Annotated in this window: 13 protein-coding genes and 1 pseudogene; 4 read left to right on the top strand and 10 right to left on the bottom strand. The window is 60.5% G+C overall.

The window, feature by feature from the left end:
• Positions 1-146: 146 nt before the first annotated feature.
• Genes minE through minC form a run of 3 tightly spaced genes read right to left on the bottom strand, consistent with a single transcriptional unit; the run spans position 147 to position 1,975 of the window.
• Positions 147-416, bottom strand: coding sequence for a cell division topological specificity factor MinE (minE, locus tag I6L36_RS02430; protein ID WP_010674646.1), 270 nt, complete (start codon positions 414-416; stop codon positions 147-149).
• A gap of 2 nt (positions 417-418) precedes the next feature.
• Positions 419-1,231, bottom strand: coding sequence for a septum site-determining protein MinD (gene minD, locus I6L36_RS02425; protein WP_010674647.1), 813 nt, complete (start codon positions 1,229-1,231; stop codon positions 419-421).
• Positions 1,232-1,249: 18 nt separating this feature from the next.
• On the bottom strand, positions 1,250-1,975 hold the full coding sequence (gene minC, locus I6L36_RS02420; RefSeq protein WP_104452903.1) for a septum site-determining protein MinC: 726 nt from the start codon (positions 1,973-1,975) through the stop codon (positions 1,250-1,252).
• 106 nt (positions 1,976-2,081) lie between these two features.
• Between minC and I6L36_RS02415 the strand changes: the two genes are divergently transcribed.
• Together I6L36_RS02415 and I6L36_RS02410 are read left to right on the top strand one after the other, a co-directional pair.
• Positions 2,082-2,360 (top strand): YcgL domain-containing protein, encoded by a 279-nt coding sequence (locus I6L36_RS02415; protein WP_039039102.1) that lies wholly within the window; start codon positions 2,082-2,084, stop codon positions 2,358-2,360.
• Positions 2,357-3,319 (top strand): annotated as a pseudogene (locus I6L36_RS02410) (lytic transglycosylase domain-containing protein). The gene I6L36_RS02415 and the pseudogene I6L36_RS02410 overlap by 4 nt, the downstream one beginning before the upstream one ends.
• 162 nt (positions 3,320-3,481) lie before the next feature.
• Here I6L36_RS02410 and I6L36_RS02405 read toward each other — a convergent pair.
• The 3 genes from I6L36_RS02405 to I6L36_RS02395 all read right to left on the bottom strand — a co-directional run bounded on the left by I6L36_RS02405 (position 3,482) and on the right by I6L36_RS02395 (position 6,960).
• A complete protein-coding gene (locus I6L36_RS02405; RefSeq protein ID WP_039039104.1) occupies positions 3,482-4,852 on the bottom strand; it encodes an L-serine ammonia-lyase in 1,371 nt (456 codons plus the stop codon).
• Between the two features lie 284 nt (positions 4,853-5,136).
• Entirely contained in the window at positions 5,137-6,519 is a 1,383-nt protein-coding gene (locus I6L36_RS02400; RefSeq protein ID WP_010674652.1) for an L-serine ammonia-lyase, read from the bottom strand.
• 156 nt (positions 6,520-6,675) lie between these two features.
• A complete protein-coding gene (locus I6L36_RS02395; RefSeq protein ID WP_010674653.1) occupies positions 6,676-6,960 on the bottom strand; it encodes a pyrimidine/purine nucleoside phosphorylase in 285 nt (94 codons plus the stop codon).
• A 268-nt stretch (positions 6,961-7,228) separates the two neighbouring features.
• On the opposite strand from I6L36_RS02395, the gene I6L36_RS02390 reads away from it, so the two are divergent.
• A complete protein-coding gene (locus tag I6L36_RS02390; RefSeq protein WP_041215213.1) occupies positions 7,229-8,473 on the top strand; it encodes a dicarboxylate/amino acid:cation symporter in 1,245 nt (414 codons plus the stop codon).
• Between the two features lie 107 nt (positions 8,474-8,580).
• Here I6L36_RS02390 and I6L36_RS02385 read toward each other — a convergent pair whose 3' ends face one another.
• The gene (locus I6L36_RS02385) at positions 8,581-8,979 is read right to left on the bottom strand and encodes a MerR family DNA-binding transcriptional regulator (protein WP_010674655.1); all 399 of its coding nucleotides are present in this window, start codon (positions 8,977-8,979) and stop codon (positions 8,581-8,583) included.
• A gap of 132 nt (positions 8,980-9,111) precedes the next feature.
• Here I6L36_RS02385 and I6L36_RS02380 point away from each other — a divergent pair, with 132 nt between their 5' ends.
• On the top strand, positions 9,112-10,278 hold the full coding sequence (locus I6L36_RS02380) for a thiolase family protein (protein ID WP_109112698.1): 1,167 nt from the start codon (positions 9,112-9,114) through the stop codon (positions 10,276-10,278).
• A 61-nt stretch (positions 10,279-10,339) separates the two neighbouring features.
• Here the strand turns inward: I6L36_RS02380 and I6L36_RS02375 are convergent, their stop codons facing one another.
• The 3 genes from I6L36_RS02375 to I6L36_RS02365 all read right to left on the bottom strand — a co-directional run bounded on the left by I6L36_RS02375 (position 10,340) and on the right by I6L36_RS02365 (position 14,477).
• Complete coding sequence (locus I6L36_RS02375; RefSeq protein ID WP_042878931.1) at positions 10,340-11,581, bottom strand: EAL and HDOD domain-containing protein; 1,242 nt, start codon at positions 11,579-11,581, stop codon at positions 10,340-10,342.
• A 116-nt stretch (positions 11,582-11,697) separates the two neighbouring features.
• Positions 11,698-12,954: an outer membrane protein transport protein gene (locus tag I6L36_RS02370; protein ID WP_109112699.1), complete on the bottom strand. Its 1,257-nt coding sequence runs from the start codon at positions 12,952-12,954 to the stop codon at positions 11,698-11,700.
• Between the two features lie 251 nt (positions 12,955-13,205).
• Positions 13,206-14,477: an outer membrane protein transport protein gene (locus I6L36_RS02365; RefSeq protein WP_039039109.1), complete on the bottom strand. Its 1,272-nt coding sequence runs from the start codon at positions 14,475-14,477 to the stop codon at positions 13,206-13,208.
• Between the last annotated feature and the right edge of the window lie 224 nt (positions 14,478-14,701).

Genomic DNA, 14,701 nt, shown 5'->3' with positions numbered 1-14,701 from the left:
CCCGTCGGCAGCGCCTCGGGGTGCGCGGTATTCTAGCTGGCCCTGATGCCCTTGGCGAGATGCCGGGACGCCAGACATTAAAAAACCGGATCCTGGGAAAGGATCCGGTCTTCATTGGGGGAAGGGGTCGCGCATGGTGCGTCAGCTCATCCCTTCTTCTGGTCGTCGGCGAAGGTGATGTTGAGCTCAAGCACCGACAACTCGTCACTCTTCTGATCAAGCTGGACGGTGATCTTGTCCGGGTCGATCTGCACGTATTTGCGGATCACGTCGAGGATGTCCTGCTTGAGCTGGGGCAGGTAATCCGGCCCCCCTCTGGATGAACGCTCGTGAGCCACGATGATCTGCAACCGCTCTTTGGCCAGTTGTGCGGTGTTCTGTTTCTTGTTGGAACGAAAATAATCCAATAATGACATGCTTAACTCCCGAACAGTCGGCTAAAGAAGCCCTTCTTCTCTTCTTCCAGAAAACGGAAATCCTTGGTGTCACCCAGCAGACGGGCGACGGCGTCCTCGTAGGCCTGACCGGCATCGGACTCCTTGTCCAGAATGACCGGCTCGCCGGAGTTGGAGGCGCGCAGCACCGCCTGGGACTCCGGGATCACCCCGAGCAATTTGATGGCCAGGATCTCCTGTACGTCCTGCACGCTCAGCATGTCGCCGCGGTTGACGCGGGTCGGGCAGTAGCGGGTCAGCAGCAGGTGCTCCTTGATGGGGTCCTCACCGCGCTCGGCACGGCGGGACTTGGAGGCCAGGATACCGAGGATGCGATCCGAGTCACGCACGGAAGAGACTTCCGGGTTGGTGGTGACGATGGCCTCGTCGGCGAAATAGAGCGCCATCAGGGCGCCGGATTCGATACCGGCGGGGGAGTCGCAGACGATGTAGTCAAACTGCATCTCCGCCAGCTGATCCAGGATCTTCTCCACCCCTTCACGGGTCAGGGCATCCTTGTCCCGGGTCTGGGAGGCGGGCAGGATGAACAGGTTTTCGCAACGCTTGTCCTTGATGAGGGCCTGGTTGAGGTTGGCTTCCCCGTTGATGACGTTGACGAAGTCATAGACCACGCGCCGCTCGCAACCCATGATGAGGTCCAGGTTTCTCAGACCAATGTCAAAATCGATGACCACGGTCTTGTGGCCACGCTGGGCCAGACCGGTGCTCAGTGCCGCGCTGGTTGTCGTCTTGCCAACGCCACCCTTGCCCGATGTAACGACTATGATTCGCGCCATTCTCGCTTCCTTGTAACTCTATTTGATTCGGTCTATACGAAGTTGTTCATTGTCGAGCCGGATATGGACCGGCTCTTGTATCACGCCTGCAGGCAATGCATCGCTGAGCTGGAAGGTGCCCGCGATGGAGAGCAGCTCGGCCTGCAATTGCTGGCAATATATGCGGGCCTTGGGATTGCCCTTGGCCCCTGCGATGGCTCGGCCACGCAGGGCACCATAAACATGGATGCTGTCATCGGCGATGACTTCGGCGCCAGGGCTCACCGAACCCAGCACCACCAGCGAGGTGCCGGCCGCATAAATCTGCTGACCGGAGCGCACCGGGCCCACGTGGACCTTGCTTGCCTCCACGGGCGCTGGCACCGGAGAAACCGGTGCGGCCTCCACTGGCTTGGGCTCAGGCACTGGCGGCGTCGGTTCAGGCTCTGCCTTGCGGCTCTTGCCTGACACCATGACGGCGAGGCCTGCCGCCTTGGCGGCCGTCTTCATCGCCTCGTCCCGCGCCCCCGTGATCCCGACCAGCACGAAGTCTTCCGACTCGACCAGCTCCCTGAGCTGTTCGAAATCGGGGATCGCCTCGAGGCGTTCCACATTGAGGACGAGGGGGGCACAATTAAAAAACTGGGGGGCCTGCGCGACCTTGGCCTCCAGCAGTTGTCGGATCCGGGCCGGATTGCCATCGCTGAGATGCAACACAGAAATAGTGAAGGTGGTCCCTTTCAATTCGTTATCGCGTTCAACCATGAATCTTCCCCGAACCGAGACGGTAATACGTTATTGTTATTCAATTCCTGATGTTATAGTTTGCCACCACCAGAGGCAATAAACCCGTCGGATTATATCAATTTCCATGTTGTGTGCAGTCTATAAAAGTCGCAAAAAAGCCGAGACCTATCTCTTTATTGAACGAAGAGAGGACTTTTCCCGCGTTCCCGAGGTGCTGATGAGTACCTTCGGGCGTCCCGAACTGGTCCTGATGACCAAACTGGACCCGGCCAAGCCCCTGGGGCTGGCCTCCACGGAGCGGGTGATGGCCGCCCTGAAGAGCCAGGGCTTTTATCTGCAGGTGCCACCGCCACCGGAAAACCTGCTGGAGCAGCACAAGGCGCAATTAAAGGACGCACGATGAGGGCGGGGCGGCTGGCACTGCTGTTGTCAGGCGCCCTGTCGGGATCGCCGGTGCAGGCCGGCCCCGATTTTGACCAGTACGTGGCGAGCCTCAAAGAGCAGGCGCTGGCGGCGGGCATGTTGCCCGAGACGGTGAGTGCGGCCTTTGCGGATGTACATCTTGTTGATGCTGCCATCAGGCACGACAAAAATCAGCCGGAATTCAAACTGACCCTGGACACATATATTCCCCGGGCGGTGCCGGAATGGAAAGTCAAGCAAGCCCAAACCTTATATCGCCAGCATTTGCCGCTGCTCACAAAAATAGGCCGGGAATATGGGGTTCAACCCCGCTTTATTGTTGCCTTGTGGGGAATTGAAACCAATTTCGGCAAAATAACCGGCCATTATCCCCTTATCTCTTCTCTCTCGACCCTGGCCTGGGACGGTCGCCGTGAAGCCTTCTTCAAAGGCGAGTTGTTCGATGCCCTGCGCATTCTGGAGCAGTGACATGTGAACCCCGCCAACTTCAAGGGATCCTGGGCGGGGGCCATGGGACAGGTGCAGTTCATGCCCTCGTCATTCCTGCGATACGCGGTGGATCAGGACGGGGACGGCAAGAAGGATCTCTGGGGCAATCTGGCGGATGTATTTGGATCGGCTGCCAATTATCTGAGTCAGAACGGCTGGCGCGAAGACCAGACCTGGGGACGGCGGGTGAGGGTGCCAGAACGCCTGGACCCCGCCTTGCTGGGGCTTGATACCTGCAAGTCCCTGGCGACCTGGCAGGCCCTCGGGGTTCGCCAGCAGGACGGCTCACCTCTGCCTGCGGTCGACATGCAGGCCTCCCTCATCCGCCCCGACGATATTCACGGGCGAAGCTACCTTGCCTATGACAATTACCGGGTACTGCGTCACTGGAATCGCTCCCCCTATTTCGTGGTGGCCGTCGGCACCCTGGCCGATCGCATCGTGAAATAGCTCTCCCCCGTTATCCTGTCACGGCGAACGGGTGGAGGTGATATGCCCGTCTCTTTTTATCCCTTGTCGGCCTCCCTTTATCCACGAACGCTGCCCTTTAAATCGCGACTAAAAAAAAAGCGGGAATATATCCCGCTTTATTCATGTCATCGCGACTCGGCGTTAGTCGCAGGCAACCTGCATCACCTTGATGGCCAGGCCACCGCGGGAGGTCTCGCGGTACTTGGAGTCCATGTCCTTGCCGGTGATGTACATGGTCTCGATCACCTTGTCCAGCGACACGCGCGGCTTGGAGGTGCGACGCAGGGCCATGCGGGAAGCGTTGACCGCCTTCATGGCGGCGATGGCGTTGCGCTCGATGCAGGGTACCTGTACCTGGCCGGCCACCGGGTCGCAGGTCAGACCCAGGTTGTGTTCCATGCCGATCTCGGCGGCTTCACAGACGTGCTCGGGGCTGCCGCCCATCAGCTCGGTCAGGCCGGCGGCGGCCATGGAGCAGGAGACGCCCACTTCACCCTGGCAGCCCACTTCGGCGCCGGAGATGGATGCGTTCATCTTGTAGAGCATGCCGACGGCGGCAGCGGCCAGATAGAAGCGGGTGTACTCGTCGCGGCCCACCGGCTGGATGAACTTGTCGTAGTAGGCCAGCACGGCGGGGATGATGCCGGCGGCGCCGTTGGTCGGCGCGGTGACGACGCGGCCACCGGCGGCGTTCTCTTCACTCACCGCCAGGGCGAACATGTTGACCCAGTCCACGATGTTCATGGGATCGTTGGAGAGGTTCTCGTTGGTGGTCAGCTGGCGGTAGAGCGGCGCGGCGCGGCGCGGTACGCGCAGCGGGCCGGAGAGGACGCCCTCGGTGCGGCAGCCGCGCTCGATCCCTTCCCGCATGGTGGTCCAGATCTTGCCGAGTTTCTTGTAGATCTCTTCCGGGGTGTTGAAGCACTTCTCGTTTTCCATCATCAGGGCGGAGATGGAGAGACCGCTCTGGCTGCAGTGAGCGATGAGCTCGGCGGCACTCTTGAAGGGATAGCTGACGGACATGTCGCCGCTGTCACCCTTGCCAAAGTTCTCTTCGTCGACGATGAAGCCACCACCGATGGAGTAGTAGGTCTTGCTGTAGACGGCGTCATCTTCGATGAAGGCGGTCAGCCTCATGCCGTTTTCGTGCAGGGGCAGGGCCTCGTCATGGAAGATCATGGCGCCCTTGGGGAAGCTGACGGTATGGCAGTGCAGGCCGATGGGCAGACGACCGGTCTGCTCCACGCGGGAGATGAATTCGGGGATGGCGTCGATGTCGACGTTCTCCGGCAGGTTGCCCGCCAGACCCATGATGATGGCGGTATCCGTGTGGTGGCCTTTGCCGGTCCAGGAGAGGGAGCCATAGACATCGACCTGGATCCGGGTGATGTCACGGATCTTGCCGCCAGCACGCAGTTCATCCACGAACTGTTTGGCTGCCTTCATGGGGCCGACAGTGTGGGAAGAGGAGGGGCCAACACCGATTTTGAAGATATCAAAAACGCTGATCATGTAACAATTACCTCAGGGTAGAAGGGGGCGCCATGCCCACTCGCAGAAAAGGGATCCATGGGACGGGTCTGTCGTCACAAAGGCCAGGGAACCGGATAACCACAGTGTAACGGTTCAATGCCTAAAAAAAGTTGAAACAGATCTATTTTTGTTGAATTCGTGGCGCGAGTATAAAATTTATTTTGATGGTTATCCATTTTGTTAAGCGCCAGACAAACGTTTTGCAAAAAAATACCCGGCGATGCCGGGTATTCGAGTGCCATATGCGGCTTTATCACAGGGGATTAACACTCGGTGATGTTGACGGCAAGGCCGCCTCGTGCGGTCTCCTTGTACTTGGTTTTCATGTCGTTGCCGGTTTCCCACATGGTTCTGATCACCTTGTCCAGCGACACCTTGTGCTCGCCGGTGCCGCGCAGGGCGAGGCGGGCGGCATTGATCGCCTTGACTGCGCCCATGGCGTTGCGCTCGATGCAGGGCACCTGCACCAGACCACCGACGGGATCGCAGGTCAGCCCGAGATTGTGCTCCATGCCGATCTCGGCTGCGTTCTCGACGATGGCGGGGCTGGCGCCCAGCAGCTCGGCCAGGGCACCAGCGGCCATGGAGCAGGCCACACCGACCTCGCCCTGACAGCCGACCTCGGCCCCCGAGAGGGAGGCATTCTTCTTGTAGAGGATGCCGATGGCGGCGGCGGTGAGGAAGTACTGCATCAGCAGCTCGTCATCCACCTTGCGCACGAAACGATCGTAATAGTGCAACACCGCGGGGATGATGCCGGCGGCACCGTTGGTCGGCGCCGTCACCACCCGGCCCCCGGCGGCGTTCTCCTCGTTGACGGCCAGCGCAAAGAGGTCCACCCACTCCATCACCATCAGCGGATCCTTGTTGAAATTGGTCTCGCCACAGAGCTGGCGATAGAGGGCGGGAGCCCGGCGCTTGACCTTCAGGCCGCCTGGCAGCACCCCCTCGCTCTTGCAGCCACGCTCCACACACCCCTGCATCGCCTGCCAGATCTTGCGAAGCCCGGCCTTGATCTCCGCTTCCGAGCGAAACACCTTCTCGTTGGCCAGCATCAACCCCGAGATGGAGAGGCCGCTCTCCTGGCACTGGGCCAGCAGTTCGGCGCCGCTCTCGAAGGGATAGGGGATGGGGTGGGCTGCATCGAAGCGGGCCGCCTCTTCCCGGGCGTTGGCGAAGTGACTCTCCTCGATGATGAAACCGCCCCCGATGGAGTAGTAGGTCTGCTCGAACACAAGGGTGTCACCCTCATAGGCGCGCAGTGTCATGCCGTTGGAGTGGGCGGGAAGGGTCTTGCGCCGGTTGAAGAGGATGGCGCCGATGCGGGGAAATTCGCTGGGTTGCTCGCCGCCAAGGCAGAGGGTCTGGGTCTGCTCTACCTGGGCGAGGAAGGCGGGAATGGCCTCAATGTCCACGGATTCGGGTTCAAATCCGGCCAATCCCAGGATGATGGCCTTGCCGGTGCCGTGCCCCTTGCCGGTCTGGCCCAGTGAGCCGTAGCACTCGACGACGACGCGTCCGGTACGGGAGAGGAGTGCGTTCGCTTTGAGGGTCTGGATGAAGGCGCAGGCGGCCCGCATCGGTCCCACGGTATGGGAGGAGGAGGGGCCTATCCCGATGGAAAACATGTCGAAGACACTGATCATGACGTACTCCAATTATGGATTTCGTCTAAACATTGTAAATTTTTTGTAGTCGTTGAAAAGGGGGGAGATAGCGGGGTGTGATGGCGGTAGGGAAATGGGCGCGGGAGAGACGCGCCATGGGGGAACCGCTCGGCATCCCATGGCGCCCGTGATACATCAGTCGAGGAACTCGCACAGATAGGCGGAGGCGATCTTCACTTCCAGCTTGAAGGAGGAGTGACCGGCCACGTCGAAGGATTCTCCCTGCTGGTAGGTGTGCCACTCATCTTCGTCGGCCAGCTGGATGGTGAGGGCGCCCTTGATCACCGTCATGCGCTCCGGGGCGGCGGTATTGAACAGGTACTCGCCCGCTTCCATCACACCAACGGTAGCTTTCTCGCCTTTTTGCTCGAAACCGATGGATTTAACATTTCCGTCAAAATATTCGTTAACTTTCAGCATCTTTTCTTCCCTGTATGCACGTTTGCAGAGCCAACGTAGCACACTGTTTTGGATGTTGTCATGGTAAAAGGAGCAAAAACAGCCGTGTCTCTTTTGAGGCTTTACTTTCTCATAAAGTTATCAATGCATTTCGTTAACGGATTCTGATGTAAAACGGGGCGCAAATATGAGATAAAGCGCACCGCCAGAGCAATGGAGAGGATTTGACGCTCTGGGTGGTCATTTACGCTGTAAAAGTGTGAGTAATTGCTAAATAAAGGAACATTCTGTGTTAACAAAAGGATTAATCAAAAACATCGGCTTCCAGGTAGTGGTGGCCATGGTGCTGGGCGCGCTGGTCGGGGCACTCATGGGAGAGCAAGCCACAGTGTTTGCGCCGCTCGGCACCCTGTTTATCCAGCTGATCAAGATGCTGGTGATCCCGCTGGTGGCGGTGGCCATCCTGTCCGGGGCCGCCAACCTAGGGGCCAGCCCCGCTGCTGGCAAGATTGGCGTCACCACGCTCGCCTTCTTCCTCGGCACCTCCGCACTGGCGGTGTTCCTGGCGCTGGTGATGGGTCAGGTGTTCAAACCCGGTGTGGGCGTTGACTTTGGCGCCACCGCGGCCATGTTCTCCGGCGACTACGCCGACAAGGGTGCACTGCCCGATGCGGTGGCCACCCTGCTTGGCATGATCCCGACCAACGTGTTCAGCGCCTTGAACGAGGCCAACATCCTGCAGATCCTGGTGTTCTGCATGTTCCTCGGCATCGCCCTGGCCAAGCAGCCCCGCGAGCGCGCCAAGCCGCTGGTGGACGGGCTCAACACCCTGGTGGACGCTTTCGTCTGGATGATCAACAAGGTGATGCTGATCGCCCCCATCGGCGTCTTCGGCCTGATGGCCGACGCCATCGGCACCTACGGCTTCGACGTGCTGACCCTGGTGCTCAAGCTGTTCGTCGTCTATGTCGCCGCCATCCTCATCTTCGGCTTCGTGGTCTATCCGCTGCTGATCGCGTTCTTCTCCAACACGCCGGTACGCAAGTACTTCTCCGCGATGAAGAAACCGCAGATCGTGGCCTTCTCCACCGCCTCTTCCATGGCGACCCTGCCGGTCAACATGGAGACCTGCGAGCGCGATCTGAAGGTGACCAACGCCACCGCTTCCTTCGTGCTGCCGCTGGGCGCCACCATCAATATGAGCGGCAATGCCATCTATTACGGCCTGGTCGCCATCTTCTTCGCCCAGGTCTATAACATCGATCTTTCCATGGGTGCCTGGGCGGCGATCATCGTCACCTCCACCCTGGGTGCCATCGGTCAGGCCGGTGTACCGGGCCCGAGCTTCCTGGTGGTTGCCGTGCTGCTGGCGGCCGGGATTCCCATCGAGGGTCTGCCGCTGCTGTTCGCGCTGGATCGTCTGTTCGACATGATCCGCACCGCGCTCAACATCACCGGCGATGCGGCCTGCGCCATCATTGTCGATCGCTACAGCCCGGATTACGATCCGAACCGCTGGAGCAAGGAGGCCTGATATCGGTCGTCCACCATGCATGACAAGAGGGAGGCTTCAAGCCTCCCTCTTTCATTTGTGTCTATTTGCTGGCGGTGATCCCCGCTTGCCTCGCCCGTCTGCGTGACTCAGGGGGAGAGGTGTGCCAGGGCCTGGCGGCAGCGCTGTTCGGCCGCCTCCAGCTCCAGCAGGACCATCTGGATATCTTCCAACTGCTGCTGCAGGGTCTCCCGCTTGTCGGCCACCAGCCCCAGCATGGTCTGCAACTGGGAGCGGCTGCTCTTGTCCGCATCGTAGAGATCGAACAGCTCCCGGATCTCTGCGAGGCTGAAGCCCAGACGCTTGCCACGCAGGGTCAGCTTGAGCCGCACCCTGTCCTGACGGCTGTAGATCCTGTGCTGTCCCTGGCGGGTCGGGTTGAGCAGGCCCTGATCCTCGTAGAAGCGGATGCTGCGGGTGGTCACATCGAACTCGCGAGCCAGTTCGCTGATGCTGAAGGTGCGGGTGTCGTCCCTGGATTTGGTCATGGGGCTGTCTTGGCTGCCATCTGGTTGTCAATGCAGGCTGGCACCTTACCCAAACGTCAACTTCCCCGCAAGTCTTGTTCCTGTCGCGGTCGCGGCATATGTTATCCCGATGTAACAAGGAGAGTGCTATCGATGGATATCGTGATTGTGGCGGCCAAACGTACCCCCATGGGGGCCTTCCAGGGGGCCCTGAGCGTGCTCGGTGCCCCCGAGCTTGGCGCCTGCGCCATCCGCGCCGCGCTGGCGCAGGCCGGGATGACGGGGGAGCAGGTCAATGAGGTCTATATGGGCAACGTGCTGAGCGCAGGGGTCGGCCAGGCGCCAGCCCGCCAGGCAGCGCTCAAGGGGGGGCTGCCGGACAGCGTGCCCTGCACCACCATCAACAAGGTGTGCGGCTCCGGCATGAAGGCGGTGATGCTGGCGGCGGACAGCCTGCGCCTGGGGGAGGCCGAGGTCGTGGTGGCGGGGGGCATGGAGAGCATGAGCCGCGCCCCCTATCTGCTGGACAAGGCGCGCAGCGGTTTTCGCATGGGGCACCAGAGCGTGCTCGATCACATGTTCCTGGACGGCTTGCAGGATGCCTACGAAGGTCATCTGATGGGTCATTACGCCCAGTTGAGTGCCGATCGCAGCGGACTGACCCGGGCCGACATGGATGCCTTTGCCATCGCCTCCCTGGAGCGGGCGCTGACAGCGCAGCGCAGCGGTGCCTTTGCCGCGGAACTGGCTCCCGTCATGACCTCTGAGGATACCCTGCTGCTGGCCGAGGATGAGCAACCGGGCAAAGCCAGGCCCGACAAGATCCCCGGCCTCAAGCCGGCCTTCAGCAAGCACGGCACCATCACGGCGGCCAATGCCAGCTCCATCTCGGACGGGGCGGCTGCCCTGGTGCTGATGCGGGGCGAGACCGCTGCCCGGCTCGGATTGCCGGTGCTGGCCAGGGTAGTGGGTTACCAGAGTCACGCCGCACTGCCGGCGGAGTTTACCAGTGCCCCCGTCGGCGCCATTGACAAGTTGCTGGCCCGGGTGGGCTGGTCGGTGGAGGAGGTGGACCTGTTCGAGGTGAACGAGGCATTCGCCATGGTGAGCATGCTGGCGATGGCCGGGTGCGGCATTCCCCATCACAAGTTGAACGTGAACGGCGGGGCCTGTGCGCTGGGGCACCCTCTTGGCGCCAGTGGCGCCCGCATCCTGGTGACCCTGATCCATGCCCTGCGTGCTCGCGGGCTCAGGCGAGGGGTGGCGAGCCTGTGCATCGGGGGAGGGGAGGCAACGGCCATCGCGATCGAGGCAGGCTGAATGCGTGGGTGAGAGTGCAGCGGGTTGATGGAATGACAACGTCCCTTCAAGAGGGACGTTGTCATGTCTGGCGGGAGTGGACCGGTTGCTCTTCCATGGCCTGAAGCTGCTGGTTGACCCAGGCGGTGGCGCTCAGATAGAGGTGGCTGACCTTCTCTTCGTTGAGGCCGAGCCGGACGGTGTTGGCGGCAACCCGCTGCCAGTCGGCTTTCTCGAAATCTTCACAGAACGCGAGGTAGAACCCGAGCTTGCCCTTGCGGGTGAGCAGGGCGGCACGAATGTCGTCGGTCAGGGGAATGGAGCCGAGCAGCTGATCCAGCGGTTCGCCCATGAGCACGTCCAGCAGGGAGAAGAGGCCGGTGACAAAGGCTTGCTGTGCCTGCTCTGCGGGCGCATGGGTCTGGGCCAGCAGTTCGCAGAACCGGGCTCTGATGAGGGACATCTGATGGAGCTCGGCGCTCTTTTCACTCCCCGCACTGGTGGCGGCGATCAGGGCGACGAAGCGCTTGAGCTGGGCGTGCCCCAGGGAACTTGCGGCCTGGCGAAACGAGGCGATGGGCTGGGGGAAGCGCTTGAGGTGGTTGATGTAGCGCAGCAGCTTGAGGGAGAGGGTGAGATCCTGGTTGAGCAGTTGCTCAATCTTGTCCAGATCCGGTTCGGTCTGATTGACCACCTCGAGCAGCTGCATCACCACCAGCTGGGCCGGCGGTATGGTGGGCTGTTGCACCATCTGGGGGCGGCTGAAGAAAAATCCCTGGAACAGGGTGACACCGAGCTGCTTCATCCGCTCGAACTCGGCCTGATCCTCGACTTTCTCGGCCAGATAGGTGAGGGGCAGGTGGCGATGATTCGCCATGAAGTGCTCTATGCAGGGTTGCGGCGTGCTGCGCAGGTCGAACTTGATGATATGGATGTAGGGGAGGAACCTGTCCCAGTCTGAGACCATAGTGAAGTCATCCAGCGCCAACCGATAGCCCAGCCCATAGAGCTGGATTACTTTTTCCAGCAGCGCATCGTCGGGCTCGGCATCCTCCAGGATCTCGATCACCACCTTGTCACGGGGGAGGCACTCGGCCAATCCGTCCAGCAACAGGGAGTGGGGGAAATTGATGTAGCAGGGGTGATCTCCGATGAGCTGATCGATGTTCTGCTGCAAGAACTGCTCGGCAACCAGCCTGGAAGTGGCCTGCTGTGCGGAGACGGAGGGAAATACATTGTCCAGGCTGTCGCGAAACAGCAGCTCATAGGCTTGGGTGTTCAACTCCCGATCCAGAATGGGCTGCCTTGCTACATAGGAATACATGCATCTCTCCACCATGGTTACAGGCTTGATTCTATGGTGAAGCGGATCACTATGCCAGTGCCGACCGGTCGGGAAGGTCAACAACTGGCATACTATTTGTCAGGAAACCCGGAGTGTCAGAACAGGTAGTTGAGCTGCAGGCCGGCGAGCCAGGCATCCCCTTCCGAGGTGCCATTGAAGGTGGAGGTGGTCTGGGGGATGCCGGGCCTGAGCTGCATGGTTTCGCTCACGTCCACCTTCTTGCCGTCGATCAGGGTCAGCCCCAGATCCAGCGAGAGGTGGCGGTCAATCTGGTAGCCCACGCCAGCGCTGTACCAGACCCGATCCGAGTCGGGGATGGAGATGGTGCGGCGATCCGCCGGGACCGGGCTGCGGTCGTAGGCGATACCGGAGCGCAGTTGCCACTGGGGGGCCAGCTGGTAGGTCATCCCCAGGGCATAGCGCCAACTGTCTTCCCAGTGCTCCTCTTTAATGTGCATGGTGCCGTGGTGGTCGAGCTCGGATTCGAGCTGCACGAACTTGCTCCAGTTGGTCCAGTTGATGCTCGAATGCAGCGCCAGGGCCGGGGTGAGTTGATGGAACAGAGCTAGCTCGGCGGTGGCGGGCAGGGGCAGATCCAGGCTGCCGGTATCGGTGAAGGGCTGGCCCTTCTGATCGATGCCGATGGCGTCACCGGAGAGGGTCAGGGTCACGTCGTGGCGATAGGAGAGACCGATGCGGGTTGCCTGCGACAACTCAAGCAGGGTGCCCAGGTTCCAGCCCATGGCCCAGCCATCCCCTTTCAGGTGCTTGGCTATCTGGTTGTTGGAGGGGAAAGTACCGCCCACTTCCCCTTCCCCCTGAATGGCGGAAAGACCTGCCCCGACGGACCAGATGTTGTTGATGCGATAGGCCAGGGAGGCCCCCAGATCCATGGTCTTGATGTCGGAGACGTTGCCGAAGTGACCGGCGTTGTAGTTGTCCGGCATCTTGACCCCGAGTCCGTAATAGGAGGTGGCGGCAAGCCCGAGGCGCCATTGCTCGTTGAGGGGCACGATGAGATAGGCGTTGGGTACCCAGGCGTCACCCGCAATGTCGTGGGCTCCGGCATCCAGACTGACCGGCCCCTGGGGGGTAGGCACCCGGGTGGTGCCCTCGATGTTGACGTCGGGGTGCACGTGGATGACGCCGCCGGAGAAGGCCAGGGTATCGAATCGGGTCATGGCGGCGGCATTGCGGGAGAGCACGCTGGCATTGTCGGCGATGGCGGCCTCACCCGCGAAGGCACGCCCCATGCCGGTGGCGGATTGCTCCGCGAGCTGGAAGCCGGCAGCCTGCACCTGGCTCGACAGCAGCAAGAGGGCAATGAGGGAGGGTTTGAACGTCGGATGCATGGTCTTTCCTCGGGATGAACTGGGTGTTCATTCTGTTATTCGGTTGGGGCCGGGATTTTATATGGTATGACCAGCAAGGCAACGGGGAGAGAGGATCGTAGTGCAAAACGGGATTAAATGCTGAAAGGAATACCCATAACAGCTTGATAAAAAAAGAAAAGAGTACAGCTGTTTACTACAGCTGTGCGCTCAGATAACGAAGTTGGATAAAAAAAGAGCGCCCAGAGGCGCTCTCGATGAGGACATGAAAATCAGAATTTCATGTTGAACTGGGCGGAAGCCAGCAGGGCGTTGCCGTGGGAGGTGCCCTTCCAGCGCAGCGCATCGCTGTGGTTTCGCAGGCCTTCGTTCACGTCCACTTCCTTGCCGTCCAGATAGGCCATGCCGAAGTCGAGGCTCATGTCCGGATTGATGTGGTAGGTGGCACCGGCGCTGTACCAGATACGGTCGGAGTCAGGAATGCTCAGGCTGCGGTATTCCGGCTCGATGGGGCTGTTGTCGTAGGCGAAGCCGATACGGGCTTCCCAGGACGGGTTGACGTACCAGGTACCGCCCAGGGCGTAACGGGCAGAGTCCTTGAACTTCTCGTCTTTTTGCAGGCACACGCCGCCGGCGCAGTTGCTGCTGGTGGCCTTGAGCTCCTGGAAGGCGCTCCAGTCGGTCCAGTTCACGGAGTAGTGGACAGCGAATTGCTGGTTCAGGCGGTGGTAGCCTGCGAACTCGGCCTGGGCCGGCAGATCCAGCTTCAGGTTGCCATCGACGACGCGGTTGCCGGAGGTGGCACCCTGGAAGTCGCCGTCAAAGCTCAAGTCCACCTGGGAGCGGTAGGTCAGGGCGAGACGGTTGTTTTCGTTGATCTCGTACAGGGTGCCGACGTTCCAGCCAAAGCCCCAGGTATCGCCCTTCAGGTGAGCCAGACGGGTATCGGAGTTGGCACCTGGAATGGCGGCGGAAAGCGCACCGGCATAACGGTTCAGCTCGGCGGCGGCGTAGACGGCATTGATGCCAGCACCAACGCTGAAGCTGGAGTTGATGCGATAGGCGATGTTGGGGTTGATGTTGAAAGTCAGCAGCTCGGTGTCACCGGCGCCGGCACCGGCCGCGAAGGTCTTGGAATATTCGGTGGAGAGGCCGTAGTTGGAGAAGAGGCCGATCCCCCAGGCCCACTGATCATTCAGGGGCTGGATGAAGTAGGTGGCCGGCACGAAGGCATCGGGGGCGATGTCGCTTTCGCTTGACGGAGCCAGCTTGGTGGGGCCGGCATAGATGTCGCCAGCCACGTCCACGTCGGGCTTGATATAGGTGCCGGATACAGACAGTGCCATCTTGTCGAAGGTGGTCATGGCCGCCGGGTTGCGGGACAGCACGGCCGCGTTGTCGGCGATGGCTGCTTCACCTGCGTAGGCGCGACCCAGACCGGAGGCCGAGTGCTCGTTCAGCTGGAACGCGGCGGCGAAGGTCTGGGTGCTGGCCAGGGTCACGGCCGCAGCGATCAGGCTTTTCTTGAAAAAGGCAGTTGTCATAGTGTTCTCTCTTTGTAAGCAGATTTTCTGTCGACATCGCGGCTCTTTGGCGGCTATTGACGACATGATCTGTTGTTATGTCAGCTTCTTCCCATTCATTGCTGGCGTGATTCTATGGATCTGGTAGGAGGTAAGAAATCAGACCAGTGACAGCAGAATACATAAAAGTTTCCATTGTGTTAATCATTTGTTTTAACTTGCCGTTTTATTAGGCTGATTTATCT

This window comes from Aeromonas sp. FDAARGOS 1406 (genome assembly GCF_019048565.1).
GTDB classification, from domain to species: Bacteria; Pseudomonadota; Gammaproteobacteria; order Enterobacterales; family Aeromonadaceae; genus Aeromonas; species Aeromonas caviae.
This window is presented reverse-complemented; position numbering and strand designations above follow the sequence as displayed.

Coding starts and splice junctions, on each gene's coding strand:
- minC (WP_104452903.1), bottom strand. CDS start 1,975: ATGGTTGAACGCGATAACGAATTGAAAGGGACCACCTTCACTATTTCT.
- I6L36_RS02370 (WP_109112699.1), bottom strand. CDS start 12,954: ATGCATCCGACGTTCAAACCCTCCCTCATTGCCCTCTTGCTGCTGTCG.
- I6L36_RS02405 (WP_039039104.1), bottom strand. CDS start 4,852: ATGATCAGCGTTTTTGATATCTTCAAAATCGGTGTTGGCCCCTCCTCT.
- I6L36_RS02375 (WP_042878931.1), bottom strand. CDS start 11,581: ATGTATTCCTATGTAGCAAGGCAGCCCATTCTGGATCGGGAGTTGAAC.
- I6L36_RS02380 (WP_109112698.1), top strand. CDS start 9,112: ATGGATATCGTGATTGTGGCGGCCAAACGTACCCCCATGGGGGCCTTC.
- I6L36_RS02365 (WP_039039109.1), bottom strand. CDS start 14,477: ATGACAACTGCCTTTTTCAAGAAAAGCCTGATCGCTGCGGCCGTGACC.
- I6L36_RS02385 (WP_010674655.1), bottom strand. CDS start 8,979: ATGACCAAATCCAGGGACGACACCCGCACCTTCAGCATCAGCGAACTG.
- I6L36_RS02395 (WP_010674653.1), bottom strand. CDS start 6,960: ATGCTGAAAGTTAACGAATATTTTGACGGAAATGTTAAATCCATCGGT.
- I6L36_RS02415 (WP_039039102.1), top strand. CDS start 2,082: ATGTTGTGTGCAGTCTATAAAAGTCGCAAAAAAGCCGAGACCTATCTC.
- minD (WP_010674647.1), bottom strand. CDS start 1,231: ATGGCGCGAATCATAGTCGTTACATCGGGCAAGGGTGGCGTTGGCAAG.
- minE (WP_010674646.1), bottom strand. CDS start 416: ATGTCATTATTGGATTATTTTCGTTCCAACAAGAAACAGAACACCGCA.
- I6L36_RS02400 (WP_010674652.1), bottom strand. CDS start 6,519: ATGATCAGTGTCTTCGACATGTTTTCCATCGGGATAGGCCCCTCCTCC.